The 25797-nt window shown below is 67.7% G+C and carries 22 protein-coding genes; all 22 read left to right on the top strand.

The features are described 5' to 3' along the window. The first annotated feature begins 16 nt into the window (after window positions 1-16). The 22 genes from AC0IZJ_RS08040 to AC0IZJ_RS07935 all read left to right on the top strand — a co-directional run bounded on the left by AC0IZJ_RS08040 (window position 17) and on the right by AC0IZJ_RS07935 (window position 25782). The gene (locus AC0IZJ_RS08040) at window positions 17-973 is read left to right on the top strand and encodes a UDP-glucuronic acid decarboxylase family protein (RefSeq protein WP_471848486.1); all 957 of its coding nucleotides are present in this window, start codon (window positions 17-19) and stop codon (window positions 971-973) included. Between the two features lie 25 nt (window positions 974-998). Continuing rightward, window positions 999-3134 (top strand): GumC family protein, encoded by a 2136-nt coding sequence (locus AC0IZJ_RS08035; RefSeq protein ID WP_471848425.1) that lies wholly within the window; start codon window positions 999-1001, stop codon window positions 3132-3134. An 18-nt stretch (window positions 3135-3152) separates the two neighbouring features. After that, window positions 3153-3956: a class I SAM-dependent methyltransferase gene (locus AC0IZJ_RS08030; RefSeq protein WP_471848423.1), complete on the top strand. Its 804-nt coding sequence runs from the start codon at window positions 3153-3155 to the stop codon at window positions 3954-3956. Beyond that, window positions 3949-5238 (top strand): glycoside hydrolase family 26 protein, encoded by a 1290-nt coding sequence (locus tag AC0IZJ_RS08025; RefSeq protein ID WP_471848421.1) that lies wholly within the window; start codon window positions 3949-3951, stop codon window positions 5236-5238. Before AC0IZJ_RS08030 ends, AC0IZJ_RS08025 begins: the two co-directional genes overlap by 8 nt. A 32-nt stretch (window positions 5239-5270) precedes the next feature. Next, on the top strand, window positions 5271-6251 hold the full coding sequence (locus AC0IZJ_RS08020) for an NAD-dependent epimerase/dehydratase family protein (RefSeq protein WP_471848419.1): 981 nt from the start codon (window positions 5271-5273) through the stop codon (window positions 6249-6251). A 9-nt stretch (window positions 6252-6260) separates the two neighbouring features. After that, the gene (locus AC0IZJ_RS08015; RefSeq protein WP_471848417.1) at window positions 6261-6701 is read left to right on the top strand and encodes a polysaccharide biosynthesis C-terminal domain-containing protein; all 441 of its coding nucleotides are present in this window, start codon (window positions 6261-6263) and stop codon (window positions 6699-6701) included. Between the two features lie 19 nt (window positions 6702-6720). Continuing rightward, window positions 6721-8142 carry an O-antigen ligase family protein gene (locus AC0IZJ_RS08010; protein WP_471848415.1) on the top strand — a complete coding sequence of 474 codons (1422 nt, stop codon included), beginning with the start codon at window positions 6721-6723 and terminating at the stop codon, window positions 8140-8142. Further along, window positions 8139-8903, top strand: coding sequence for a glycosyltransferase family 2 protein (locus tag AC0IZJ_RS08005; RefSeq protein ID WP_471848413.1), 765 nt, complete (start codon window positions 8139-8141; stop codon window positions 8901-8903). The genes AC0IZJ_RS08010 and AC0IZJ_RS08005 overlap by 4 nt, the downstream gene beginning before the upstream one ends. Then, window positions 8900-10444 (top strand): hypothetical protein, encoded by a 1545-nt coding sequence (locus AC0IZJ_RS08000; RefSeq protein WP_471848411.1) that lies wholly within the window; start codon window positions 8900-8902, stop codon window positions 10442-10444. Before AC0IZJ_RS08005 ends, AC0IZJ_RS08000 begins: the two co-directional genes overlap by 4 nt. Continuing rightward, complete coding sequence (locus AC0IZJ_RS07995) at window positions 10441-11751, top strand: oligosaccharide flippase family protein (RefSeq protein WP_471848410.1); 1311 nt, start codon at window positions 10441-10443, stop codon at window positions 11749-11751. Before AC0IZJ_RS08000 ends, AC0IZJ_RS07995 begins: the two co-directional genes overlap by 4 nt. Window positions 11752-11759: 8 nt before the next feature. Beyond that, window positions 11760-13001, top strand: a complete 1242-nt coding sequence (locus tag AC0IZJ_RS07990; protein ID WP_471848408.1) for a glycosyltransferase family 4 protein — start codon at window positions 11760-11762, stop codon at window positions 12999-13001. Window positions 13002-13003: 2 nt separating this feature from the next. Then, on the top strand, window positions 13004-13594 hold the full coding sequence (locus AC0IZJ_RS07985; protein ID WP_471848406.1) for a polysaccharide biosynthesis/export family protein: 591 nt from the start codon (window positions 13004-13006) through the stop codon (window positions 13592-13594). Between the two features lie 7 nt (window positions 13595-13601). Then, window positions 13602-14897: a hypothetical protein gene (locus AC0IZJ_RS07980; RefSeq protein WP_471848404.1), complete on the top strand. Its 1296-nt coding sequence runs from the start codon at window positions 13602-13604 to the stop codon at window positions 14895-14897. A gap of 25 nt (window positions 14898-14922) precedes the next feature. After that, entirely contained in the window at window positions 14923-15693 is a 771-nt protein-coding gene (gene rfbF, locus AC0IZJ_RS07975; RefSeq protein ID WP_471848402.1) for a glucose-1-phosphate cytidylyltransferase, read from the top strand. Beyond that, window positions 15690-16784 (top strand): CDP-glucose 4,6-dehydratase, encoded by a 1095-nt coding sequence (gene rfbG / locus AC0IZJ_RS07970; protein ID WP_471848400.1) that lies wholly within the window; start codon window positions 15690-15692, stop codon window positions 16782-16784. Before rfbF ends, rfbG begins: the two co-directional genes overlap by 4 nt. Before the next feature lie 2 nt (window positions 16785-16786). Further along, window positions 16787-17920, top strand: a complete 1134-nt coding sequence (locus tag AC0IZJ_RS07965) for a glycosyltransferase family 4 protein (protein ID WP_471848398.1) — start codon at window positions 16787-16789, stop codon at window positions 17918-17920. Window positions 17921-17934: 14 nt separating this feature from the next. Beyond that, complete coding sequence (locus AC0IZJ_RS07960; protein WP_471848396.1) at window positions 17935-18825, top strand: aldo/keto reductase; 891 nt, start codon at window positions 17935-17937, stop codon at window positions 18823-18825. Beyond that, window positions 18822-20522, top strand: a complete 1701-nt coding sequence (locus AC0IZJ_RS07955) for an FAD-dependent oxidoreductase (RefSeq protein ID WP_471848394.1) — start codon at window positions 18822-18824, stop codon at window positions 20520-20522. The genes AC0IZJ_RS07960 and AC0IZJ_RS07955 overlap by 4 nt, the downstream gene beginning before the upstream one ends. After that, complete coding sequence (locus AC0IZJ_RS07950) at window positions 20512-21534, top strand: NAD-dependent epimerase/dehydratase family protein (RefSeq protein ID WP_471848392.1); 1023 nt, start codon at window positions 20512-20514, stop codon at window positions 21532-21534. The genes AC0IZJ_RS07955 and AC0IZJ_RS07950 overlap by 11 nt, the downstream gene beginning before the upstream one ends. 3 nt (window positions 21535-21537) lie before the next feature. Beyond that, a complete protein-coding gene (locus AC0IZJ_RS07945; RefSeq protein ID WP_471848390.1) occupies window positions 21538-21912 on the top strand; it encodes an EamA family transporter in 375 nt (124 codons plus the stop codon). Between the two features lie 171 nt (window positions 21913-22083). Beyond that, a complete protein-coding gene (locus tag AC0IZJ_RS07940) occupies window positions 22084-22617 on the top strand; it encodes an FxDxF family PEP-CTERM protein (RefSeq protein WP_471848388.1) in 534 nt (177 codons plus the stop codon). A 612-nt stretch (window positions 22618-23229) separates the two neighbouring features. After that, window positions 23230-25782, top strand: coding sequence for a NosD domain-containing protein (locus tag AC0IZJ_RS07935; protein WP_471848386.1), 2553 nt, complete (start codon window positions 23230-23232; stop codon window positions 25780-25782). The last annotated feature ends 15 nt before the right edge of the window (window positions 25783-25797 follow it).

The raw sequence follows: 25797 nt of genomic DNA, 5'->3' as shown, positions 1-25797 counted from the left end.
CGACTCGCTCAGCGTCATGCGCAAGAGGGTTCTCGTCACCGGCGGAGCCGGATTTCTTGGCTCCCATCTGTGCGAACAGTTGCTGGCGCGTGGCAACGAGGTCATCTGCGTCGACAACTTTTTCACGGGTGACAAGCGCAATGTGGAGCACCTGCTGGGGGATTCGCGCTTCGAGCTGATGCGCCACGACGTGACCTTCCCGCTCTATGTCGAGGTCGACGAGATCTACAACCTCGCCTGCCCGGCGTCGCCGGTGCACTATCAGCACGACCCGGTACAGACCACGAAGACCAGCGTGCACGGCGCGATCAACATGCTGGGCCTGGCCAAGCGGGTGGGCGCAAAGATCTTGCAGGCCTCGACCAGCGAGGTCTACGGCGATCCTTCCGTGCATCCGCAGCGCGAAGAGTACTGGGGCAACGTCAACCCGATCGGTATCCGCGCGTGCTATGACGAAGGCAAGCGATGCGCCGAGACGCTGTTCTTCGACTACCACCGCCAGCACAAGGTTCGCATCAAGGTGATGCGCATATTCAACACCTATGGGCCGCGCATGCACCCGAACGACGGGCGTGTCGTCTCCAACTTCGTCGCGCAGGCGCTGACCGGCAAGGACATCACCCTGCAAGGGGACGGCATGCAGACGCGCTCGTTCTGCTACGCGGACGACCTGATTGACGGTGCCATTCGACTGATGGACAGTGACGACGACGTCATCGGCCCGATCAACATCGGCAATCCGGTGGAATCGACGATCCGCGAGCTGGCCGAGCTGGTGATCGAGATGACGGGTTCGAGTTCCAAGATCGTGTTCCGGCCGCTGCCTGCGGACGATCCGATGCAACGCTGCCCGAACATCTCCCGCGCCCGTGAAGCTCTGAAATGGGAGCCGAAGGTGGCGTTGCGCGAAGGCCTGGGGCGCACGATCAACTACTTTGACAAGCTGCTGTCCACAGCCGCTGCTGCAGCCTGATGAGACCGCGTGATGAGTCTGCTCGATGATCCCTCGTGAAGAGTGGCCACGCCATGCGGCCGCAGAGACCCGTTCCGTCAAGACATCGGCCAGCCAGTTCGGGCTGCGAGAGAACCTCTCGACCCTGTTCCGGCACAAGAAGCTGATCGTCGGCGTCGCGCTGCTGTGCGCGGCGGCCAGCCTGGTGGTGGCGTTGTTGCAGTCCAAGGTGTGGGAGAGCGCGGCCCGCATCGTGGTGCAGCAGAACCGGCAATCGGTGCGCGTGGGTTCGGCTGCGGTCGGTCAGGACGCGCCCTTCGGCCTCAATCGAAGCGAGCAGGTGCGCACCGAGATCGAGATCATGTCGAGCCCGTCCGTGCTGGCCGAAACCGTGCTCCGGCTCGGGCCCGAAAAGGTTCTTGAGAAAACGCGATGGCGCTGGGACTGGCTGCGCGAGCTGCCCAGTCGCGTGATCGACCCACCGAAGCAGTGGATTGCGTCGAAAGTTTTCGGCGTCGTGCCGGGTGCACCGCAGCCGCCTGTGTCGCTGGCCATGCGGCGCATCGGTGCGCTGATGTCGCTGGAGCCGGTGCGCGAGGCGGCGGTGTTCACGGTCTCGGTCGAAAGCCCCGATCCCGAATTCAGCGCGCTGCTCGTCAACACGCTGATCGACGTCTACCTGGACCACCACATCGCCGTCCGCCAGGGCAATGCCAACTCGGGCGTGTACGCCATCGAGTCGGGCCGGCTGCGTGCCGAACTCGAAATGGCGTCGGCCAGCCAGCAGGCGCTGAAGGCCAGCGCCGGTGTCGTGGACGTCGGCACGCAGAAACAACTGCTGATGCAGCGGCTGAGCGACGCGGAGTCGGCACTGGCGCGCGCTGAAATAGAGACCGTCGAAAGCACCCGCCGCATCTCGGAGGGTGAGCGTCAACTGGCGAGCCGCTCGCCGGAAGTCGAGTTGCAGACCACCACCTCGCGCAACCCGGCCATCGACACCTTGCGGCAGCAGCTCGCGCAACTCGAGATCGAGCGTGGCAGCTATCGCCCGGACAGCCCGGCCGGTCGCTCGATCGACGTGGAGATCGAGAGCGTGCAGGCACGCCTGCGCAATGAGCAGGAACGCGTGAACAGCTCGCGTGTGTCGGGTGTGGACACGACCTACCGCGATGTCGAGCGCAGCTTGCTGGCCGAGCGTGGCAAGCTGAGTGCGCTCTCTTCGCGCGCCGATCTGCGGCGCCAGATCGACGCCTACCGCGATCAACTCAAGCAGCTCGACGGCCTGGAAGTGCAACTTCGCGAAGCCAATCGCGATGTCGACCTGAAGGAAGAGGGCCTGCGCGCTTCGCTGCGCAAGGAAGGCGAAGAGCACCTGGGCAGCGTACTCAACCAGCGCCGCGTCAGTGACGTGGTGCCGATTGAGAAAGCCACCCCGGCCGATCGGCCCGCGCGTCCGCGCGTCACGCTGGTGACCTTCATCGGCCTGGGCACCGGGTTGGTCGCCGGGCTGGCACTGGCCTTTCTGAGCGAATACTTCCGCCGCACCATCACCACGCGTGAAGAGGCCGCCGAACAACTCGGGGTGCCTGTTCTGGCCAGCCTGCTCGATCAGCAGCGCGAGAAGGCAAGCGGCGCCGTCAACCAGATCGAGCTGCGGCGCGTCGTCGAGGCCCTGCGGCAGGAACGCGCCGGCAGCGAACGGGGCTTGGCAGTGCTGGTCACCAGCACCAGCGCGGGCGAGGGCAAGTCGCTTGTCGTTGGCGAGCTCGCCGCATTGCTCAGCCGGCGCGACAAGGCGTGCGCGGTCATCGAAGTCTCCGGGGCCACCATGACGCTGCCCGACGGCATGGCGGCAATCGACATGTCGCGCAACGATGCGTCGGCGATCGATGCAGCGCGGCAGGCGCTGGCCATCTTGTGCGAAAAGTTCGAGACCGTGCTGATCGATGGTCCGGCAGTCGGCAGTTCCGGCATTGGCCTGTGGCTGCCAGAGATCGCCGACCGGGTCATCCTGGTCGTGCAGGCCGAGCACACCACCGGCTTCAAGGCCACGCAGACGCTGCGCATCGTCGAGGCCGCCGGTGGCCGGCTGATGGGCGTGGTGTTGAACCGGCGCCGTCTCGTCATTCCCGGCTGGGTGTACGGCTGGTTGCTGTCGCCCCGCCACGCAATGCGAACCTGATTCACGTAGGAGCGTTCCATGTCTTTAAGCGCAAACGCAAACACCATCTCGCTTGCCCGTTCCGCGTCCGATCCGGACTGGGTCGGCAACGACGGCTTCTACCAGCCGCACGACTACTGGCTCACGCTGTGCGGCCTGTACGGCCAATACAACCACGCGCTGGCGTTGCTGGGCGACATGCGTGGCAAGCACCTGCTCGACTGTGGCTGCGGCAAGGGCCACACCTCCGTGATGCTGGCCAAGCATGGCGCAAAGGTCGACGCCTTCGACATCTCCGAACCCGAACTGGCCATCGCCGCCCGGCTGGCGATGGCCAACGGTGTGGACATCAAGATCAGCACGCTGGTGTTCGAGGAACTGAGCTACCCCGATGCGTCGTTCGACCTCGCGTTCGGCGCCTGCGTGCTGCATCACGTGGACATCCCACGCGCGATGCAGGAGTTGCAGCGCGTGATGAAGCCGGGCAGCCGCGCGGTCTTCGTCGAGAACTCGGCGCGCAACCCGATCCTGATGTGGGCGCGCAAGAAGATCGTCGGCCGCATGGGCATCCCGCGCTATGGCGACGACCATGAACACCCGCTGCGCGCGTCTGACTTCGAGAAGATGCGCGCGCATTTCGACGGTACGGTGCAGGTGCACCACCCCGAGTTCGTGTTCTTCCGGCTGGTCGACTTCTATGTGCTGCGCCGCCGCGTGCCGCCGCTGAGCTGGCTGCTGAACGCGGCCGACAAGCTGTGCCAGAAGTTGCCATGGGTACGCGAGTTCGGCTATTTCCTGGTGGTTCAGTTCGATCGCCGCGCGGCGACGCCCGGGCATGGCTGAGACGAGCAGGCAGGCCATGCTGCTGGCCGCTTTGCTGGCCGGCGGTCTGCTGTTCGGTGCAGGCGCAGCCGCCGCCGCCGAGAAGAACGAGTTCCGGATGAAGAGCGAGCGCGCGGCAGCAGCGTGCAGCAACGAGACGCCCAAGCTGCCGGCTTCCAGGACGCGCGAGGCACCTGATGCGGTGAAGGTCCTGCCCTCGCCCAACGGCATCTACGCCGGCGTCTACAGCATCGGCACCACGCGCGATGACGTGAAGGCCTTCACGCGCAAGACGGGCAAGCCGCCGGCCATCGTCTTCACCTTCCACGACTGGATTTCCGACGAAGATTTCGCCAGCAAGACGCCCAAGCTGCGCACGTTCAACGACGACATGGAGGACCGCGGCGTCACGCCGATCCAGCTGGCCCGCCAGCTCGAGGCGCAAGGGTCCGTGTTGGCCGTGACCTGGGCCATGCAGTGCTGCGACTTCGCCTCCTATGCCTGGTGGTTCGGGCTGCGCAAGACGCAGGTCACGGTGCCGCGCCTCCTGAAAGGCGACTTCGACGATTACGTCCGCAAGGCGGCGCGCGAGGTCAAGGCCTATGGCAAGCCGATGATGCTGGCCCTGTTCAGCGAGTTCAACTGGCAGGCCGCCATGATGTTCGGCAAGGACGGCATCACGCGCATTTCCGAGGCCGACGAACTCTGCGGCCAGTACGGCGATCCGCGCGTGCCCGACGGCCCGGAACGGCTGCGCGACGCACACCGTCACGTCATCGACCTGTTCCGCGAGGAGGGTGTCAAGAACGTCACCTGGTTCATGTACGCCAACAGCGGCTATATGGACCCCAAGGGCGCCGACTACAGCGTCTGGCTGCACCCCAGGTTCAGCTACCCCGGCGACGACTACATGGACTGGGTGGGCCAGAGCACCTATTTCATCGATCCGAAATGGGGCCGCTCGCCGAGCAAGGACGCCAGCCTGATCGCCGATGCGCTCGCCCCCGGCTACGCGGCGTGGAGCGAGGTCACGCAGCGGCCGATGTTCCTGCCGGAGTTCGCCGCAGTAGGCGACAAGAAGCTGGACCGCTCGGCAATCCTGGCCGAAGTGATGACGCAGGTGCTGCCCTCCATGCCGCGCGTGAAGGCGCTGACCCTGGCCGACTTCCTGATTGCCGAAATCTGCTGCCAGGTGCCTCGGTTGGGCGAGCCTTTCGCTGGCGAAAGCATCGCGTGGCGCAAGAGTGTTGGCGAGAACCCGGCCTACCAGTTCCGCGTGCGCACCGGCGCGCCCGGCCGCTGATGGCGCGCACGCCGCTGCAACCCCAGGGACGCATGACACCCACCTCAGTCGATCTCAAATCCTTTGCCGGGCAGCGCGTGCTCGTCACGGGCGCGTCCGGCTTCATCGGTGCGCACCTGACGCGCGCGCTGGTGGCGCTGGGCGCCGAGGTCAGCGTGCTGCTGCGGCCTTCGTCGCGCCTGGACAAGCTGGCAGCGCTGGTCGATCACATCACCGTGCTGCGCGCCGACCTCTGCGACCCCGAGGCCTTGGCGCGGGTGGTGGCGCAGGTGCGGCCGCGCTATGCCTTCCACCTCGCCGCGTTCACCAACGTGGGCCGCGACCGCGGCAACGACGAACTCGCGCTCAACGTCAACCTGATCGGCACCGTGCGGCTGGTCAACACGCTGGCCGATGGCGGCGTGCAGCGCATCGTCAACTCCGGCAGCTGCGAGGAATACGGCGACACCGAGCCGCCGGTGACCGAGGCCGCCCGGCTGCGCCCGGTCTCGCCCTACTCGGCCTCCAAGGCGGCCGCGTCGATGTGGTGCGAGATGGCCTACCGCGCGCGCGGCGTGCCGGTCGTGACGATGCGGCCCTTTCTGAGCTACGGCCCGGAGCAGGAGGCCGTGCGGCTGATCCCGCAGGCCATCCTGGCCGCCCTGGGCGACCGCGAATTCCCGATGACGCTGGGCGAGCAGACGCGCGAGTTCACGCATGTCGACGACATGGTCGATGGCTATCTGCGCGCGGCGCTGGTGCCCGGCATCGAGGGCGAGATCTTCAACCTCAGCAGCGGCGAAGAGACCTCCGTGCGCGACGCGGTGGCGCTGATCTTCCGGCTGGCCGAAAGCCGCGGCCAGCCGCAGTTCGGCCTGCTCAAGTACCGCGAGGCCGAGCTCTGGCGAAGTTGCGGAGACGCCAGCCGGGCGCGCGAGATCCTCGGCTGGCAGCCACGCATCAAGTTCGCAGACGGCATCGCCGAGGTCATTCCGTGGTACCGCCGGGCCCTGGCCGCCGGCACCTTGATCTGAGGACAGCAGATGAGCGACACCGACAACACCATCCTTCCGGGCGTGACGCGACGCCCCTTGCTGCGGCGCGAGGACGCCCGCGGCTGGCTGATCAAGCTGCTGATGCGCGAGCACATCGCCGAAGGCCACCGCGAGTTCGGCGAGATCTACATCACCGCCGCCCACGCCGGCCAGGTCAAGGGCAACCACTACCACGAGCATGCCCGCGAATGGTTCTGCGTGATCCAGGGCACCGCGACGATGGCCACCCGCGTCATCGAGACCGGCGAGTCAGCCCTTACCGAGCTGCGCGCCGACCGGCCCGAGATCATCGAGGTGCTTCCCGGCGTGGCGCATGCATTCAAGAACGACGGCGCCGAGATGATGCTGCTGCTCGCCTACGCCGACGATCCATACGACGCGAAGGCGCCCGACGAGCGCCGCATCACGCTGCTCGAACCCGACGCCTGATCCATGCCTTCCTGACCCCATGACGGCCCTGCGCACCCTTCGCCTGAACCCCGGCCCGCTGGCCGCGGCGGCGCTCGCGCTCGCGCTGGGTTTCGCCTCGGCCGAGTTCGGGACCAAGGCGCTGGCGCTGGTGATCGCCGCGCCAGTGGTGGTGCTGTTGATGATGCATCCGCGCTGGAGCTTCTGGCTGCTGATCGCATCCATCCCGGTGACGGTGGACTTCGGCTCCGGCCTCACGGTCACGAGGCTGGTGATCCCGCTCGTCGTCGCCTCCATCCTGGGCAACGCGGTGCTGCGGCGCAGCCCCTGGCCCAACCCTGTGGCCACGCCGGCGGCACTGACGGGCACGCTGTTCATGGCGACGATTGCCGTCTCGGTGGTCATGGCCTCGGTGTTGAACGGGGCATCGGTCGATGCGATCCGTGTCAACAAGGAACTCACCGGCTACATCACGCGGATGATCCTGTTCCTGCTGACGCTGAGCATGGTGCGCAACGACGACGATGTGCGTGCCGCGACCATCGCGCTGGTCGTCGCGGGCGTCGCCGAGGCGCTGGTCGTGGTCGCACAAGTGCATTTCCGCCTCGTGCTGCCGGGCGACTGGCGCTCCGCCGCGGTGAACAATGTCGAAGGCACCAGCGGAGACTTCCGCGCCGAAGGCACCACGCCGCACCCGATCTACCTGGCGGGCTATCTGCAGATGGTGCTGCCGTTCGCGATGCTGCTGGGCGTGCAGGCGCGCCTGGGCGGGCGGCTGCTGGCGCTCGGCGCGGTTGCGCTGCTGATGTACGCGTGGTCTTGCGCCATCTCGCGCAGTTCCATGCTCGGGCTGGTTGCGATGGCGGCCGCCGCGCTGTGCATCTGGTCGCGGCCCGGCCGCGCGCTGGTGGTGGCCGGTGCGGTCGGGTTCGTGCTCGCGCTGGCGGCTCATGGCTGGAGCATGCCCAAGCTCGCCCAGACGATCGAGGAACTTCGCCATATCGGCAGCGACCTGCGCGCCGATCAGCTGAGCTCCACCGCCAGCTCGCTGCAGTTCCGCATGGAGTCCTCGCTGGGCGGCTGGAACCTGTTCCTGGAACACCCGCTCACCGGCATGGGGCTGGGCCAGACCTATCACCACTACCAGTCCTATCTGCCGGCCTGGGCGGAGAGCCCGTTCCACCCGCAGGACATCCACAACGCCTTCGTCGGCGTGGCCGCCGACGCCGGCGTGTTCGCGTTCGCTGCGCTGATCGCGCTGTGGGTGCTGGCGCTGCGCGGCGTGCGCGCGGCCTGGCACGACCCGGTGCTCGGCGCCTGCGCGCGCACGCTGCTCGTCGTGCTGGTCGGCCAGTTCGTGTTCATCTGCCTCAACCCGATGGTCCGCGACGTGTGGTTCACCGTGCCGCTGGGCGCCGCCCTCGGGCAGATCATGAAAACCAGGTCCAGGGAGCGCACATGACCATCGCGATCTACATCCCGGCATACAACGCCGAGCGCTTCATCGGCGAGGTGATGCGGCGCATCCCGGCCGAGTTCCTCGCGCGCACCGCCGAGGTCATCGTGGTCGACAACGCGAGCACCGACCGCACCTCGGGCGTGGCGCGCGAGACCGCGCGTGAACTCGGGCTGCAGCGCTTCACGCTGATCCGCAATCCGGGCAACGTCGGCTATGGCGGCTCGCAAAAGGTGGCGTACAGCCATTGCATCAAGCAGGGCCACGAGATCGTCGTGATGCTGCATGCCGACGGCCAGTACGCGCCCGAGCTGCTCGACAACATCGTCGGCCCGCTCGTGCGGGGTGAGGCCGACATGTGCTTCGGCTCGCGCCTGGCCGGCGATGCGCTGGCCGGCAACATGCCGCTGCACCGTTTTCTCGGCAACAAGTTCCTGACCGGCATCGCCAACCTCGTGCTCGGCTGGCGTCTTTCGGAGTTCCATTCCGGCTACCGCGCCTACCGCTGCGATGCGCTGGCACGGCTGCCGCTGGAGCGCAACGCCGGCTACTACCACTTCGACGTGGAGATCCTGATCCAGTGCCGCGTGTTCGGCCTGCGCGTTGTCGAGGTGCCCATCCCCACCCACTACGGCGACGAGGAGAACCACCTCAACATCTGGCGCACCGGCTTCTCCATCCTGGCCATCCTGGGCGAGTACGTGCTGCACAGGGTGGGCATCCGCCGCTGCGCCAAATACGTCGGCAAGCTGGAGCAGGCCGCGTGACATCAACCACGCTGCGACACCACGAGACCGCCTCGCGCACGGGCAGCCGCGAGACGGTGGTGCTCGCGGCGCTGGTGCTTGCGATCGTGTTGCTGCACGTGCTGAGCCTGCGGCCCGGGCACGAGTGGTCGGACGACTTCGCGATGTACGTCGCCCATGCGATGAACCTGCTGGCCGGTCACCCCTACGGCGACACCGGCTACACCGCCAACCCCTGGGCGGTGCCCGGGCCGGCCACCTACCCGCCGGTCTATCCACTGGCGATCATGCCGGCCATCGCCATCTGGGGCGCCGATCTCCAGATGCTCAAGGTGTTGGGCATCTCGATGTTTGGCGGCGGCCTGGCGGCCGGCTACGCCCTGCTGCGTCCCCGGGTGGGCAAGGCGGCAGGGCTGGCGGGCGTGGCGCTGATCGGCCTGTGCCCCTACCTGATCGACTTCGGCAATCAGGTGCGAGCCGACTCGCTGTTCCTGCTGTTCTTCCTGCTGACGCTGTGGCTGGGGGACCGCTGGAGCGGTATGCCGCAGCCATGGGATCGGCGGCGCATCGCGCAAGGCCTGGTGCTGGGCCTTGTCGCCTACCTGGCCTACGGCACGCGCAGCGTCGGCATGGTGCTGCTGCCGGCACTCATCGCAACCGAGGCCTGGCGCCTGCGCCGCATCGGCCCGGTGCTGGCGATTGCGCTGCCGACCTGGCTGCTGCTGGCGGCGCTGCAGTCGCTGACGCTGCATTCCGACGGCGGTTACGCCAGCCTCATCACGCTCGACCCGCACACCGTCGTCTACAACACCCGCAGCTACGTCGCCAGCCTGTCGCTGCTGTGGAGCAACGGCCTGCCCGCGCCGTGGGACTTCGGGCTGCGCGCCGCGATGTTCGTGGGCGTCTCGCTGCTCGCGGCAATCGGATTCGTCGCCAACCTGCGGCGCGGCGTCACGGTGCTGGAGATCGCTCCAGTCATGTACATGGCGCCGCTGATCGTCTATTGGGTCGGCACGATGATCCAGCAGCGCTACATGCTGCCGCTGTTCCCCATCTACCTGTACCACGCCTGGTCGGGCCTGGGCGTGTTGCGGCGACGCTTCGGCCCTGCGCCGGCGCGCGGGCTGCTGGTGCTGCTGGCCGGCGGCACCTTGATCGCCTATGTCAGCGCTTACGCGACGGCACCACGCGGCCCCGTCGCACCCAGCCTGACGGATGCGGACGGTCAGGCCGTCCTGTCCCATGTGCGCACTCAAACGCCGGCCGACGCCATGCTGCTGGTGGGCCGGGCGCGCGCCTTCCCGCTCTATACCCAGCGGCGCGCCGTCTCGCCCTATGGCTATCGCACCGACGCCGAACTGTGGGGCTTGATCCGCCAGCACGGCGTGACGCATATCGTGGTCGGCCGCGGCGCGCTCGCCAAGGAAATGGACTACGAGCACCCCGACGACCTGGCCCGCTTCGCCGCAGCGAATGGCGCCGCCTTGCCGGTGGTGTTCCGCAACGCGTCGTTCGAGCTCCTCGCCGTCAAGTCGGTCCCGGCGGAGGGAGGCGCGCCATGACGGTCACGCCCACCACATCGGACGGCCACCTCTGGCGGGCGACGCGCCGCCATGCCGCCAGCCCGGCGCTGCTGGTGTTCGCCGCCAACATGCTCAAGGCCGGCTGCGCCTTCCTCGTCGGCCTGCTGCTGGCGCGGGTGCTCGGGCCGGCCGAGTTCGGTTTGTTCACGACCTTCACCGTCGTGACGATCTGGGCTCACAACCTGATCGGCGAAGGCTTCGATCCCGGCGTCGTGCGCTTCTACGCCAGGTACCACGGCGCCGACGCGCAGCGCGCCTCGGCGGTGCTGGGTTCGGCGCTGGTGATGCGCGCGCTGCTGATCGTGCCGATGCTGGCGCTGTTCTGGGCCGCCAGCGCCTGGTGGCTTGAGCCCGAGGTGGCCCAGGTCGCGCGCGTGGGCGCGGTGACCGCGATTGCCGCGAGCTTCGCGACGCTGTCGCTTGCCGTGCTGCAGGCCCGCGAGCGATTCCTCGCCTACGCGCTGCTCACGCCGCTCGGCAATGTGTTGCGGCTGGCCTGCGTCCCGCTGCTCTGGCTCGCCGGCATGCTTGGCACATGGCCACTGATCTGGACGCAGACCTTGTGCTTCGTCCTCGTCGCCGGGATCGGCATGAGCCTGTTGAGCGCCGACCTGCGCCGCATGCGTTTTGACGCTCACACGCTGCGCGAGTTGTTCAGCTTCGGCAAGTGGACGGCGCTGGCCAACCTGTGCTTCCTGCTCCAGGCCTACCTCGCAGTGCCGGTGCTCACGCATGTGAAGGGCGCCGCCGCCGGGGGGGTGTACGCGGCGGCCGCCACGCTGCTGCTGATCGTCGACCAGTTCACCGTGGCGCTGCTCACTGTCAAGCTGCCGTCCACCTCGCGCATCGACACATTGGCCGGGCTGCGCGGCTATGTGCGCAAGCTGACCCCGCGACTCTTGGCCGTGAGCCTGGGGCTCGTGATGCTGATGCCGCTGGCCGACCTGATCGTCGGCATCGTCTACGGCCAGGCCTACGCCGACAGCGCCGCCGTGATGCGGGCGCTGCTGCCGGGTTTCATCGCCACGCTGCTCAGCCACCCGCTGTACCTGGTGCTGTATTCGCTTGACCGGCCTCAGGGTTATGCCCTCTCGGGCGTGATCGCGCTCGCCGTGTGGTGCGCGCTGGCCGCCTGGCTGGTGCCCGAGCACGGCGTGCTCGGCGCGGCCTGGGCCACCACCGGCTCGCGGGTGCTGCAAGCCGCATTGATCGTCGCGCTGGTTTTCCATGCCATTCGCCAGCGCAGCGCGCCGCCAGACGCCGCTGGCCTTCCTCCTACCGCTTGACACCCATCATGGCGACACGACCTCTTCGCGTTCTCTACTTCCGCAACGCCCGCGGCATCAACGACGTGACCGGTGCCGAGAGCTACGCCTTCGCGCTGCTGCAGGCGCTCGATCCGGCGCACGTGCAGGCCAGGCTGGTGGCCGCCATCAAGCCGGGCATGGACAACACGCCCTGGATCATCGAGGCGCGCCGCCGCAAGCTGCCGCTCGACCTGGTGGAGGTGAAGTCCAAGTTCGGCCTGCAGGATTGCACGCTGCTGCGCGACCGCATCCGCGCCGAGAAGGCCGACATCGTGCACGCGCTCGACCACCGGGCCGACATCATCGGCCTGCTCGCCGCGCGGCTGGAGAAGGTTGCGCTCGTCAACGCCTTCTTCGGCTGGACCAACTTCAGCGGCCGATTCACGCGCGGCGCGCTCTACACCTGGGCCGACCGCAAGGCGCAGGCGCGCGCAGATGCCGTGATCACCGACTCCGGCTACATGGCCGCCTTTGCCGGTGCGGGCGCGCAACGCTCGCCCGTGGTGGTGGTGCACAACGGCGTGGACATCTCCCGCTTCCAGCCCGGCGCGGCGGTGCCGGACATGCGCCAGCGCTTCTTCGGCACGCCCGACTGCTTCGTCTTCGGCATGGTCGGCCGGGTGCATCCGGTCAAGGGCCAGATCGAGTTCCTGAAGATGGCGCGAGAGATCGCGGCCCGCGACCCACGCACGCGCTTCCTGATCATTGGCGACGCACCGCCCGGCTGGGGCGAGTACAAGGCCGAGGTCCAGCGCGCCATCGGCGAACTGGGCCTGACTGGCCGCGCGCTGCTCACCAACGTGGCGTCGAGCGAGATTCCGGCCGTGCTGGGCAACCTTGACGCGCTGATCTCGTCGTCCTACGTCGAGAGCTTCAGCTACTCGTTGCTGGAAGCGATGAGCATGCGGCTTCCCATCGTCGCGACCGATGTGGGCGGCAACCGAGAAATGATGGTGCATAGCGAGAGCGGCCTCATCGTGCCGCCGGGCGATGTGCCCGCGCTGGTGCGCGAGGCCGGCGCCCTGCTGGCCAGCGCCGACTTGCGCCGCCGCCTCGGCGGCGCGGCGCGCGAGCGTGTCGAGCAGCGTTTTACTTTGGCCGCGATGGCTGCGCGCACGACGGCCATCTACCGCGAGGTGCTGCGCTCACGCGAGCAGGGCCTGCCTCGCCTGGAAATGCGCCTGCGCGTGCAGCAGCACAGCGCGGTGGCGATCAAGGTGCCGACATGATCATGAAGACCCTTCTGCGTGTTCTTCACGCCCTGCTCATCGGCTGCTGCCTGGCGCTGGCGTTCGGCGGCGCTGCCCGCGCGCAAGCTGGGCAAGCTGGGCAAGCTGCACAGGCCGCCTACCGCCTCGGGCCGGGCGACGTGCTGAGCGTGACGGTCTGGAAGCAGCCCGCTCTCAGCATGCAATTGCCTGTCGCACCGGACGGCACCTTGCGCTACCCGCTGGCCGGGCAGATCGATGTGCAAGGCCGCACGCTGGCCGAGGTGGAAGCCACGCTGACGGCCAAGCTCGGCGAGGAACTGCGCGAGGTGCTGGTCACGGTCAGCCTGGTGCAGGTGCAGAGCTACCGCGTCTACGTGCTCGGCGAGGTGCTGCGGCCCGGCGAGCTGATCCTGCGCGCGCCTGTCGGCGTGGTGCAGGCGGTGGCGATGGCCAATGGCTTCACACCCTTCGCCAAGCGCGACAAGCTGCTGATCGTGCGCCGCCGCGGCGGCACCGAGACGCGCGAGACCTTCGACTACGACGCCTATGTGCAAGGCGGCGGCCAGGGGCCCGCCGTGCTTGAGCCGGGCGACACCGTCATCGTTCAATGAGACATCCATGAGACGGCATGGCGCGCTCATCCTGCCCCTGGCCTGCCTCGCTGGGCTGGCCAGTGCGCCGGTGCGCGCGGCCGATGCCGACACGTTCAACGAGCCGCCGCCCGCCCCCGTGGAGACATTGCCGTTTGGCGAGCTCCGCACCTGGAGCAACGGCATAGACAGCGCCCGCATCCCGGCGGAGTCGCAGGCGCTGCGCGAACCCGGCAACCGTGCGCTGGTTCCGCCGCGCGTCGACCGCTCGCCCTGGCAGGCACGATTGAGCGCCGCGCTCGAAGCCGACGACAACCTGCTGCTGGCCATCGACCAACGGCGCAAGGGCGCGGCCATGATCGTGTCGCCGGGCCTCAACTGGAAGCAGGAAAGCGCGCGCCACCGCATCGAGATGGATGCGTCGGCCGAACTGCTGCACGGTGTGCAGGGCGACTACGACGCGAAGCGCGTCGATGCATCGACGGTCCAGGCCAGCGCAGCGTTCAGAAGCAGCGAGACGACCGCGGTCAACTACCTTGGCACGTTGCTGCGTTCGCACGACCCGATGGGCAACACCCCGGCCGCACCCGTGCCGGGCGGAACATCCGACCAGCGCTTCGTTGCCAGCTACCAGCGACATGCGCTCGACGCCAGTTGGCGCACCGGGCCGCGCACCCATCTGGCGGCACGCTGGGTCGGCACCTGGGCAAACTCACGCGCCCCCGACTACGCCGGTACACAGGGCAACGACATCGAGCTGGGCGCGCACTGGCGCTACGACGCACTGCTGCGCCTGGGCGTGCTGCTGCGCGAGCGGCGTGCCGATTTCGAAGGCAGGGCCGACGCCCGCTATGGGGCCGCCTGGCTCGAAGCGGAACGCCAATGGAGCGCGACCCTCATGAGCCGGGCCGCTGTCGGCACCGCTCACGGGCACGGCCCCGCCATGACCGTCTGGCGCGCGAGCCTGACGCAGACCTTCGCCATCGGCCAGTGGGACATCGCGCTGGAGCGCGATGTCACCGCGCCGGCCGGCCTGGGGCGCCTCTATGAACTGCGCGGCGCCCGCATCGGTGCCGCCTTGCGTGTCGGAGGCCGTGGCCGGCTGGAGGTGGCCCTGGTCGGCGCCGAGTACCGCCCGATCGGCAACGACCCGGGCGGCTTCGGCCCGGTACGGACCTTGCGTCCGCGTATGACCGGCACGCTGCCGCTCGATGCCCGGACGTGGCTGGCCCTGCGCTACCAGGGCATCGCCGACCGCGTCCTTGACACCTCGGTGCAGCGACGGGGCAACCGCCTGCTCGTGACGCTGTCTAGAACCATTTGAAGCCAACCAGGGAAGGACTCACACCATGAAAACAGTGCTGTTGGCGGGTGGCCGCGGAACCCGCATCGCCGAGGAAAGCGAGAGCAAGCCCAAGCCCATGATCGAGATCGGCGGCAAGCCCATCCTGTGGCACATCATGAAGGGCTACGCCGGCCACGGGAACAAGGACTTCATCGTCGCCAGTGGCTACAAGGCGGAGATGATCAAGCACTACTTCCTCAACTTCAACCTGTTCCACAACGACTACCGCGTCAACCTCAAGCACGGCGAACGCCAGTTGCTGAACGCGAGCGACACCGACTGGGACGTCTCCGTCATCGACACCGGCCTGGACACCCTCACCGGCGGCCGCCTGCTGCGCCTGAAGCCCTGGCTGACCGACGGCACCTTCATGCTCACCTACGGCGACGGCGTGTCCGACGTGGACATCACCGCGCTGCTGGCCTTCCACCGCAGGCATGGCAAGGTCGCCACGATCACCGCCGTGCGCCCGCCGGCACGCTTCGGCGCGCTTGACATCCATGACGGCGAGGTCAAGCGCTTCGCCGAAAAACCGATCACCGAAAGCGGCTGGATCAACGGCGGCTTCCTGGTCTTCGAGCCGAGGATCTTCGATTACCTCGAGGGCGACCACAGCACGCTGGAGCGCGAGCCGCTGGAGAAGCTCGTCCGCGACGGCCAGCTGGCGGCCTTCCAGCACGAAGGCTTCTGGCAGCCCATGGACACACTGCGCGACAAGCAGGCGCTGGAGCTGCTGTGGAGCGAGGGCCGGGCACCTTGGAAGACATGGCAATGAACGCCACCCGACTCGACCCGCAGCGCCTGCCCGACCCCGCGTTCTGGCGCGGCCGGCGCGTGTTCGTGACCGGCCACACCGGCTTCAAGGGCGCCTGGCTCACGTTGTGGCTGGAGTCGCTGGGTGCCGAGGTCACCGGCTTCTCGCTCGCGCCGCCGAGCGAGGTCAACCTGTTCACGCTCGCCAGCGTGGCGCGTGGCATCACGCACCTGCACGGCGACGTGCGCGAGCTGACCGCGCTGAAGAGCGCGCTGGCCGGCGCGCAGCCGGAGATCGTGCTGCACCTGGCCGCGCAGTCGCTGGTGCGCCGCTCGTACCGCGAGCCGGTCGAGACCTACGCCACCAACGTGATGGGCACGGTCAATCTGCTGGAGGCCATACGCCACCAGCCCGCCGTGCGTGCGGTGGTCGGCGTGACGAGCGACAAGTGCTACGAGAACCGCGAGTGGATGTGGGGCTACCGTGAAGGCGATGCGATGGGTGGCCATGACCCGTACAGCAACAGCAAGGGCTGCGCTGAACTGGTGACGAGCGCGATGCGGCGCTCCTACTTTAGCAACGGCGACACCTTCATCGCCTCGGCGCGCGCCGGCAACGTCATCGGCGGCGGCGACTTCGCCGAGGACCGGCTGCTGCCCGACGCGATGCGTGCATTCAGCAATCGCCGCGCGCTGGAGGTGCGCTCGCCAGACGCCATTCGCCCCTGGCAGCACGTGCTGGAGCCGCTGCGTGGCTATCTGCTGCTGGCCGAGGCACTGGCGACACACGGCCAGCCGTTCGCCGAGGGCTGGAATTTCGGTCCCGAGGACGCGGACTGTCGTTCGGTGCGTGAGGTCGCCGACCTGGCTACCGGCCACTGGCCCGGCGCACAGGTCGCCTACAACCCGCCGGCCGACGCGCCGCACGAGGCGCATTTCCTGAAGCTCGACTGCACGAAAGCCCACGAACTGCTGGCCTGGCAGCCGCGCTGGCGGTTGGCCGAGGGCGTGCAGCGCACCGTGGAATGGTTCCGCGCCAGCGCCGAGGGGCAGGACATGCGCGCGCTGACGCTCGCGCAGCTCGACGCCTATCAGGCCCCTGCGGAGGCATAAGCATGCCGACAACCACCGCACCCGCCGCCAGCCCCAAACGCGTGTTGTTCGTCAGCCCCACGGCGCGCGCCGGCACGGCTCAGTACACGCACAACCTCGCATCCCACCTCGCCCGCAACGGTCATCAGGTCAGTCTGCTGACGGGCGTCGGTTACGAGCTCGGCCGGTATGCACGCGACTACACCGTGCTCGAGGCCATCGACCGCTTCCGGCCGCGTCCCGTGCTGTGGTGGCGGCTGTGGATGCACCTGCGGCGCCTGCGCCCTCAGGTCATCCACTACCAGGGCGGACAGCACCCGGACATGCTGTGGCTGCTCGACCGCGCCCTGCGCCTGCTGTTCCCGGCGGTGGCCGTCTACACCCCGCAGGACCTGCATTCCAACAACCGCCGCAAGCACCACGACAAGGCCGCGCAAGGGCTGCTCAAGCGCATGCAGCACGTCTTCTTCAACTCCGAAGAAAACCGCGGCTTCGTGCGCCGCTCGTGGGCTATCGATGTCGACCAGTCGAGCGTGGCCGCAGTGCCCGATCTGCTGGACTTCGTGCGGCGGGACGTGAAGGCCGAACCGCCCGCCATTCCCGCCGGCCGGGCGCTGATCCTGTGCTTCGGGCTGATCGAGCCGCGCAAGGGCATCGGCACGCTGCTCGAGGCGTTCGCCCGGCTGCGCCAGACGCGGCCCGACACCCACCTGGCCGTGGTCGGCAAGCCGTTCATGGATCTCGCACCGCTTCACGAGACCATTGCGCGTCACGGCATGCAGGGTCATGTCGACCTGGTGGCCGAATACGTGTCCTTCGAGCGCATGGCGGGCTGGTTCGAACGCGCCGACACCGTCGTCCTGCCTTATGAGTCGGGCTGGAACAGCGGCGTGATCCCGGTCGCGCTGGGGTATGCCAAGCCGGTGGTGGCGACCACCATCGCCAGCGCGGCCGAGGCGGTCATCCACGAAGAAACCGGGCTGCTGATCCCCCCGGCCGATGTCGAGGCGCTGAGCCAGGCGCTGCTGCGCGTGCTGGATGACGACGCGCTGCGTGAACGCATGCAGCCGCTGCTGCGCCAGGCCGCGATTGACCAGGGCTGGGCCTCGCTCGTTCGCGCCACCGAAACCGTGTACCAGCAACTGGTGCCCGCTTGAGCACGGCGAGAGGCATGGGCTTGGCCACACACCCCTTCCCGCCGACCGACCTGTCCGTGTCAAGGCTGGGCTTCGGCTGTTCGACCATCGCGTCGCTGGCCACCCGGCATGCGCCGGCCGAGGTGCGGGCCGCGCTGCTCGCCGCCGTGGATGAGGGCGTGAACTTCTTTGACACGGCCGACGTGTACGGCCAGGGCGACAGCGAGCGCCTGCTCGGTCATGTGCTGGCCAGCCGGCGCGAGAAGCTTGTCGTGTGCACCAAGGTCGGCATGAGGCTGTCGCAGTCGCAGCAGGTGATCCGCCTCGTCAAGCCGGTGCTGAATCCGTTGCTGCGGCGCTGGCGCGGTGGCCGCGCGCGCAGCACCGAGCTGCGGCGGGCGAGTGAACGCCAGTGCTTCGAGCCGGCCTATCTTCGTGGCCGCGTGGAGGCGAGCCTGAAGCGCCTGCGCGTGGAGCGCATCGACCTGTTGCTGCTGCACAGCCCGCCGGTCGAGGTCGCCGAGCGCGATGACGTGCTGGCGCTGCTGCACGAGCTGCGTGATGCGGGCAGGGTGCGCTGGTTCGGCGTCTCGGCGTTACAGCTCCCGGACGCGCCGCGCTGGGCGACGTGGGCGGGCCTCAGCTGCCTGCAACTGCCGCTCACGCCGGCGGTGAATGCCGTCGGCGGCGCAGCGCAACTGCCTGCCGATGTGCTGGCGCTGTTGGCCGACCTGCGTGCACGCAACATCGGCGTGATCGCCCGAGAGGTCTTCGGCGGTGGCACGCTGGCCGGCCGGCCGGCACTGCGTGGTGACGCGCTCGCGGCGGTGCTGTCTGCACCCGCAGTGGGCGTCGCGCTGGTCGGCATGGGTTGCCGGTCACACCTGAACGACAACCTTAACGCGCTGGCAGAGGCCGCACGATGATCGAACGCGCCGGCGACATCCCTGACGGCACGACGCTCGATTGCGACGTCTGCGTGATCGGCGCCGGCCCGGCCGGCATCGCGCTGGCGCTGTCGCTGGAACGCGCCGGCCGCTCGGTGCTGCTGCTCGAAGCCGGCCAGCTCAACCGGGCCGGCGCGGCGCAGGCTCTGTACGCGGGCGAACTGAACGACACCGCCCGCCACCTGCCCCTCGACCAGGCCCGGTACCGCCAGCTCGGCGGCACCAGCGCGCTGTGGGGCGGTCGCTGCATTCCCTACGACGCTATCGACTTCGAGCACCGGCCGTGGGTTCCACACAGCGGCTGGCCGATCGATCGCGCGGAACTGGATGCGTTCTATGCGCAGGCGCACGGCTGGCTCGAATGCGGCGCGTTCGACTACCGCGCCGCGCGCGTGCTCGGCCCTGCCGCCGGACCGATGGTCCCGGGCTTTGCAGACGGCGCGATCGACACCGGCTCGCTGGAACGCTGGAGCCCGCCCACCCATTTCGGCAAGGTCCATCGCAAGACGCTGCAAGCCTCACAGGGCGTGCGCGTGCTGATGGAGGCGGCGGCGGTCGAACTGCGCACCGACGCCGCGGGCGAGCGCGTCACAGGCGTCACGGTCGGGCACGCCGCGAGTGTCGGAGGGCGGCGTTTGAGCGTTCGTCCCCGCGAGGTTGTCCTCACCGGCGGCGGCCTGGAAACGACGCGGCTGCTGATGACGTCCCGCCAAGGCCAGCAGCAAGGCATCGGCGCCGCAGGCGGCTGGCTGGGCCGGGGCTATATGTCGCATGTGCACGGCGTGATCGCGACGCTGAAGTTCAACGCCAACCAGCCGGTCATCTCCGGGTATGAGCAGGACAGCGACGGCGTGTTCGTGCGCCGGCGGCTGTGGGTCTCCGAGAAGACCCAGCGTGAACTGGAGCTGCTCAACACCTACATGCTGCTCGACCGGCCACTGATCGACGACCCCAGCCACGGCAGCGCCGTGCTATCGGCGGCCTTCCTCGCCAAGAAGCTGTTTCAACGCCAGCGTGACGACGGCAGCCTTGGCAATGGCAAGTACGCCATCTACTGGCGCCACCTGCGCAATGTGCTGGCAGGCTCGCCGCAGGTCGTCTCGGTGCTGCCCAAGTTTGCGCGCGGCCGCTTCCTGCAAAAGCGCCGCCTGCCTTCGCTGACGGTTGATTCCCGGTCCAACACTTTCCACTTGTACTTTCAGGCGGAACAGGTGCCCGACCGCGGCGCCGGCCTTGCACTGCTGGACGAGCGCGACGCGCTAGGCCAGCAGCGCATGCGCCTGGACTTCAAGGTACAGCCGCAGGACCTGGACGCGATCTGGCGCACACACGAACTGCTGGCCCACGAACTGCGCACGCAGCGGGTCGGCGAACTCACTTTCAACCCCGCGGCGCGCGAGGAACTGGCCGAGATCAAGGCGGTGCTCGGCCACCATATCGGCACCACGCGCATGTCCAGCGACCCGCGCCACGGTGTGGTCGACCCGCACGGCCGGGTGCACGGCGTGTTGAACCTGCACGTTGCCAGCGCCTCGATGCTGCCCACCAGCAGCCATGCCAACCCCACGCTGACCGTCGTCGCGCTCGCGCTGCGGCTGGCGAATCGATTGCAGGCCCGGCCTTCGGCCGGTGCCACGTTCACTTTTTCACCTGCGGGAGAACTCCATGAGCTTTGAAGCCGACTTCAAAGGAAAACACGTGCTCGTCACTGGGGGCGCCGGCCAGATCGGCTCCCACCTGGTCGCCGCGCTGGTTCAGCGCGGCGCCCGCGTGAGCGTGGCCGACAGCCTGTGGCGCGGCAAGCGCGAACACCTCGCGCCCGGCGGCACGCCGCTGATCGACATGGAGCGGGACTTCCATCACGTCGACCTGACAGACGCGGCGGCCTGCGCTCGCGTGACCGAAGGCTGCGACCTCGTCTACCACCTGGCCGACGTGGTGGCCGGCATCAACTACGTGTTCGGGAATCAGTTCTCGCTTTTCAACACCAACCTGCGCATCGACTCCAACATGCTGCATGCGGCAGTTGCCAACAAGGTGGCCAACTACGTGTACGTGGGCACGGCGTGCAGCTACCCGGCCGCGATGTCCGTGCCCGACGCGCAAGGCAGGACGCCGCTTTTCAAAGAAGAGGATGTCTACCCCGCCTTGCCCGAGTCGTCATACGGCTGGTCCAAGCTGATGGGCGAGTACCAGGCCGAGCTGGCCATGAACGAAGGGCTGATGAAGGTCGGCCTGCTGCGCTTCCACAACGTCTATGGGCCCCATTGCGAGATGTCGCCCGAGCGCTCTCAGGTCATCCCGGCGCTGATCCGCAAGGCGCTGCGGCATCCCGAGGAGCCGTACATCGTCTGGGGTTCCGGAAAACAGCGGCGAGCCTTCGTCTATGTGGCCGACGTGGTGGACGCGTTGCTGCGCGTGGCAGGGGCCGGGCTCGGCAAGGGGGTGATCCAGATCGGGCCCGACTACAGCACGTCGATCCGCGAACTGGCTGAGGCGGTCGCCGCCATCTCGGGCAAGAACATCGAGATAACCTACGACCCGACGCGCCGCGAGGGCGACGGCGACCGTGCGGCCAACCGGAGCAAGGCGCTCGAGGTGCTCGGCTGGGAGCCAAAGGTATCGCTCACCGAAGGCCTTCGCCAGACCTACGAGTGGTGCCGTGGCGTTGTGTCGCAACCGGGCTGAGCCATGGGCCTGACCAACCTGTTGATCATGATCGGCATCGTGATGCTGACTTCGGTGGCCCAAGTCGTGATGAAGCTCGGCACCACCGGCGCTCGGAATGCGATGCAGACAACGGACGCGGGCGTCATCGAACGATTCGTCTCGATGCTCGGCTCGCCACTGGTGCTTCTTGGACTTGGCCTGTATGTACTGGCCGCAGTCGTCTATCTGCGCGCGCTTTCGGAATTGGATCTGAGCCAGGCCTACCCATTCGTCGCGCTGTCTTATGTTTTCACGATGGCTGCGGGCTTCATCTGGCTTGGGGAGGCCGTCCACCTCACCCGAGTGGCGGGGGCCGCGTTGATCCTCGGCGGCGTCGCCCTCATTGCCTGGCGCTGAGAGGCGCTACAGGGCGTAGAGGGCACAGACGAGTGGTGCAAGCCGCGCGCCCAACCTCAATGCTCCCCCAAGGATGAAGTGCGCGATTTTGGGCAAAAGGTTCAGAATCGCCGCAAACGAAAAAACACAAATGCACGCATCAACACACAGCGGCATACATAGGAGCAATCAATGAACTCACATCTCGCAAAGAAGCTGTTGGCAACCATGAGTGTGGCACTGGCCTGTGGGTCAGCTCACGCCGCGTTTGCCGACCTCGGCGCCCATCCCGACACCTTCCTTTTCACGGAGACGGACGTGGCCGCCGGCAGTTTTGCCGACACCTACACGTTTACGGTACCCGGGGGCTTTGCCTTCATGGGCAGCGTGGTGGTGTCGACTGGGGGGCCTGATCGCGCAATTGCCGACGGAAAGTATTTCGTCGTCTTTGCGGGCGCAGACGGCAGCTTCGGCACGGCGGATGATGCCTTGCTGCCCGGCACCGGCTTCAGCTACGACGCGAGCACCGGGAGCACATTCAATCCGTCGTCTTCCGGCGCTGGCCTGTACGCAGCGGTCGTTCAAGGTACCGGCTCGGACACGTTGGGCGGCCATTACACCTACACCTCGTTCATCACCGCGGTTCCCGAACCAGGTACCTATGCGATGATGCTGGCGGGTCTGGCATGCGTCGGCTCGCTGGCTCGCCGTCGGCGGCCCTCCTGAGTCGGTCCACCTTCTGTTGCGGCAGCTGGCGCTGGTAGCGCCACTGCCGCAAGCATGGACAGACTCGTGATGAGTCTGCTTCACGTTCACCCGGTTCCGCGCGAGTCGCAAGGCAGACGTCCGGGAACCGTGTGCATTGCAAGGACGCAGCCACTCGGTCAGGTTGACCAGAGATGCTGAGGCGCGGCGATGCCACTTTGCCTTGATCGGAACGTTCCGATCCCAGTGATGCATATCACGCGACGAGGCTTTAGAGGCACTTTCCAGGTAAGTTCGTTACACGGCTTACGGCAAGTGGTTCAACTTTCTAGGGGGTGGCGGCGAAAGTCATCTCACGCCGGGATGCGGGCCGAAAGGTCCGGCAAACCCCGCGTAGTTCGCCGCTTCAATCGACCTTGCCCAAGCCTCATGACCCGCCTGCCTCATGCTTTTCTCCGCGTCCAACGGAACACGCCACCGCGCCTGCAAACCATTGGGTTTGCGCTTGGGGTCACGATCTCGTTGGCGGGCTGTGGCGGGGGAGATGCGAAGAACGGGGCGGACGCTTCCGCTGCGGTGACTGCCGAGGCCGGCGCTGACGTGACCGCGCAAGCGGTTCGGCCCAAAGTGCCCGTGCAAGCAACGCTAGCGGCCACGACCGACCCGGTTTCGACCGGAGGCACGGCCTATACCGGCCGCGCCTGGTTCGTCGATTCAGTGACCGGCAGCGACAGCGCCGCCGGCACGGCCGCCGCGCCCTGGAAGACGCTGTCGCGTGCGGCGACCCAGACACTCGGCGCCAACGACGCCTTGCTGTTGAAATGCGGCGGCGTCTGGCGCGAATCCTTCTCGCTCAATGCAGTCAATGCGCCGGCCGGCGCTGCGGTGCTGGGTGCCTGGGGCAGCTGCACGCCGAGCAACCGACCCGTGATCTCGGGCGCCGACATCGTGTCTGGCAGCTGGACGGTGGCGGGTGACATGGGTGGCAAGCCGGTGTACGTGACGCCCTGGTCGAAGGCGGTGTCGGCGCTTTACTGGAACGGCGCGCCACTGACCCGGGCGCGCTACCCCAACCACGCCGGCATCGGCCATGAGTTCAGCCTGATTGCATCGATGCGCGACGCCAAGACATTCCGGCCCGACGCGGCCATTGCCGCCGCGCTCGGCGGCGTGCCGCTGGCCGGCGCGAAGGCCTTCATCCGCACCAACCCGTGGCTGGTGGAGGCGCATGACATCGCCAGCAGCGACAGCACCGGCGCGGTCACCTTGAAGGCACTCGGGACTTATCCACCGCAGGCCGGCCAGGGCTACTTTGTCGAGGGCAAGCTGGCCTTGCTGGACGTGGCCGGTGAGTGGTTCCACGACACCGCGACCGGGCTGCTTTTCGTGTGGGCGCCGAACGGCCAGAGCCCCGCAACCGGTGTTCTCGAATCGGCCCAGCGCACCGTGGGGGTCAAGGTGTCGAAGATCGCCGCCACGCGCATCGACAAGGTCACCTTCGAGCGCCAGACCGGCCAGGCTATCCACATCGTCGATGCACAGCGCACCGCCGTGACCGACGTGACCTCGCGCGACGCGGGCTCGACGGCCATCCTGATCGAGGGCACCAGCACCGGCCGCTCCAATGGCAGCACGGTCGACCGCACGACCATCACGAATGCGGGCACGATGGGGATCGACGTTGCCAGTGCCGGCGTTCGCGTGGCCGAAAGCGTCATCGACGGCACGGGGCTGGGCACCTCCAGCAGCGGCGTGTCGGCGGGCGTCTACCTCAAGTCGGTGGGCGGTGTGGTGAAAGACAACCGAATCACCAATTCCGCCTTCGCCGCCATCGTGCTGGGCAACGCCACGGGTGCAACCATCTCCGGCAATACGCTGACGCAGGCCTGCAAGCGCTTCACCGACTGCGGCGCGATCTACTCAGGCGGTGCGCCGAGCGCGGCCCAACGCAGCACCATCGTCTCCAACGCCATCAGCGACATCGTCGCCAATCCTGAAGGCGCGGTCGGCGGCGCAACGACGCTCGTTGCCGGCATCTACCTCGACGAGGCAAGCGCCACCCACGACGTCACGAACAACATGATCACGCGCGCCGGCGTGGGCATCAATCTTCACAACAGCAGCCAGCACACCATCCAGCTCAACCGCGTCTGGCTGACCAGCCGCGCCTCGATCCGCGTGCATAACAGCAGCGCAGCCGAGACGGTGCGCGGCAATGTGATCCAGGACAACGAGCTCTTCGCGTCGGTGCATCTGGAGGCGTCGACCCCGGCGACCACCGCGCCGACGACCCGCCAGGTCTATCCGCAGGAATGGGTGCATGACAGCAACGCCGCCCTGATGTTTGCCGGCGTCAACCCGAATGTCTCGCGCCGCAACGTGACCGCGACGATGAGCCAACCCGCATTGGTGCGCTGGTCACTGCTCAGCGGCTGGACCCACCAGACGCCCGACGCCGCGCAATGGGCTGCCTACGCGAGCGGCGAAACGGTGAAGGCGGCCTATGCGGCGCGGCCTTTCATCGTCACCTCCGGCGGGGCCAACCTGGTTCAGAACAGCCTGCTGCAAACCGCCGGCCTGAACTGGCTGTTCTGGTCACCGACGCCCGCCGCTGGCGGCACGATGACCTACAGCACCTGTGGTACTTCCGGATGCGGCGACTTCGCGCCCGGCTCGACCAGCGATTTCCTGATGAGCAACACGTTTCAGATGTCCAGCGCGAACGGCGCCAACCTCTACCAACTGCGCCTGCGCGCACGCGCCCTGGCCGAGGGCGCCAGCCTGACGATGGCGATCAACCGCGCGGGCGGTGACTGGGCGCAACTTGGCTTGGTCCTGATGTCCCAACCGATCGACAGCGCCGCCGACACCTCGGTCGACGCGCTGTTCAATGCCACCAGCAGCGATATCGCGCGTCTGAACCTGACCGGGCTGGCCGGCAAGCCTGTCCGGCTTCGCGACGTCACTGTGGCGCAGGTGAGTGCCTACGAGCTGATGGCTCCGAGTCGCGAGTCCACCTTGCTGTCCAACGAGACGGCGGTTGCGAAGAGCATCCCCTGTCCGTCGACCGTGATGCGTACCTGTGTCGTCTCGGACCTCTCCGGGCAGGCCGTCACGTGGCCCGTCACGTTGCCTGCGAACACCTCGAAAGTCGTGGTGAGTGCTGACAGCAGGTGGAAGCCGTGATCGGCAGAGCGGGCG

This window comes from Roseateles sp. AC306, assembly GCF_979253795.1.
This window is presented reverse-complemented; position numbering and strand designations above follow the sequence as displayed.

Excerpts from the sequence above, each read along its gene's own strand:
- AC0IZJ_RS08040 (WP_471848486.1), top strand. The coding sequence starts at position 17 with ATGCGCAAGAGGGTTCTCGTCACCGGCGGAGCCGGATTTCTTGGCTCC.
- AC0IZJ_RS08035 (WP_471848425.1), top strand. The coding sequence starts at position 999 with ATGATCCCTCGTGAAGAGTGGCCACGCCATGCGGCCGCAGAGACCCGT.
- AC0IZJ_RS08030 (WP_471848423.1), top strand. The coding sequence starts at position 3,153 with ATGTCTTTAAGCGCAAACGCAAACACCATCTCGCTTGCCCGTTCCGCG.
- AC0IZJ_RS08025 (WP_471848421.1), top strand. The coding sequence starts at position 3,949 with ATGGCTGAGACGAGCAGGCAGGCCATGCTGCTGGCCGCTTTGCTGGCC.
- AC0IZJ_RS08020 (WP_471848419.1), top strand. The coding sequence starts at position 5,271 with ATGACACCCACCTCAGTCGATCTCAAATCCTTTGCCGGGCAGCGCGTG.
- AC0IZJ_RS08015 (WP_471848417.1), top strand. The coding sequence starts at position 6,261 with ATGAGCGACACCGACAACACCATCCTTCCGGGCGTGACGCGACGCCCC.
- AC0IZJ_RS08010 (WP_471848415.1), top strand. The coding sequence starts at position 6,721 with ATGACGGCCCTGCGCACCCTTCGCCTGAACCCCGGCCCGCTGGCCGCG.
- AC0IZJ_RS08005 (WP_471848413.1), top strand. The coding sequence starts at position 8,139 with ATGACCATCGCGATCTACATCCCGGCATACAACGCCGAGCGCTTCATC.
- AC0IZJ_RS07995 (WP_471848410.1), top strand. The coding sequence starts at position 10,441 with ATGACGGTCACGCCCACCACATCGGACGGCCACCTCTGGCGGGCGACG.
- AC0IZJ_RS07990 (WP_471848408.1), top strand. The coding sequence starts at position 11,760 with ATGGCGACACGACCTCTTCGCGTTCTCTACTTCCGCAACGCCCGCGGC.
- AC0IZJ_RS07985 (WP_471848406.1), top strand. The coding sequence starts at position 13,004 with ATGAAGACCCTTCTGCGTGTTCTTCACGCCCTGCTCATCGGCTGCTGC.
- AC0IZJ_RS07980 (WP_471848404.1), top strand. The coding sequence starts at position 13,602 with ATGAGACGGCATGGCGCGCTCATCCTGCCCCTGGCCTGCCTCGCTGGG.
- rfbF (WP_471848402.1), top strand. The coding sequence starts at position 14,923 with ATGAAAACAGTGCTGTTGGCGGGTGGCCGCGGAACCCGCATCGCCGAG.
- rfbG (WP_471848400.1), top strand. The coding sequence starts at position 15,690 with ATGAACGCCACCCGACTCGACCCGCAGCGCCTGCCCGACCCCGCGTTC.
- AC0IZJ_RS07965 (WP_471848398.1), top strand. The coding sequence starts at position 16,787 with ATGCCGACAACCACCGCACCCGCCGCCAGCCCCAAACGCGTGTTGTTC.
- AC0IZJ_RS07960 (WP_471848396.1), top strand. The coding sequence starts at position 17,935 with ATGGGCTTGGCCACACACCCCTTCCCGCCGACCGACCTGTCCGTGTCA.
- AC0IZJ_RS07955 (WP_471848394.1), top strand. The coding sequence starts at position 18,822 with ATGATCGAACGCGCCGGCGACATCCCTGACGGCACGACGCTCGATTGC.
- AC0IZJ_RS07950 (WP_471848392.1), top strand. The coding sequence starts at position 20,512 with ATGAGCTTTGAAGCCGACTTCAAAGGAAAACACGTGCTCGTCACTGGG.
- AC0IZJ_RS07945 (WP_471848390.1), top strand. The coding sequence starts at position 21,538 with ATGGGCCTGACCAACCTGTTGATCATGATCGGCATCGTGATGCTGACT.
- AC0IZJ_RS07940 (WP_471848388.1), top strand. The coding sequence starts at position 22,084 with ATGAACTCACATCTCGCAAAGAAGCTGTTGGCAACCATGAGTGTGGCA.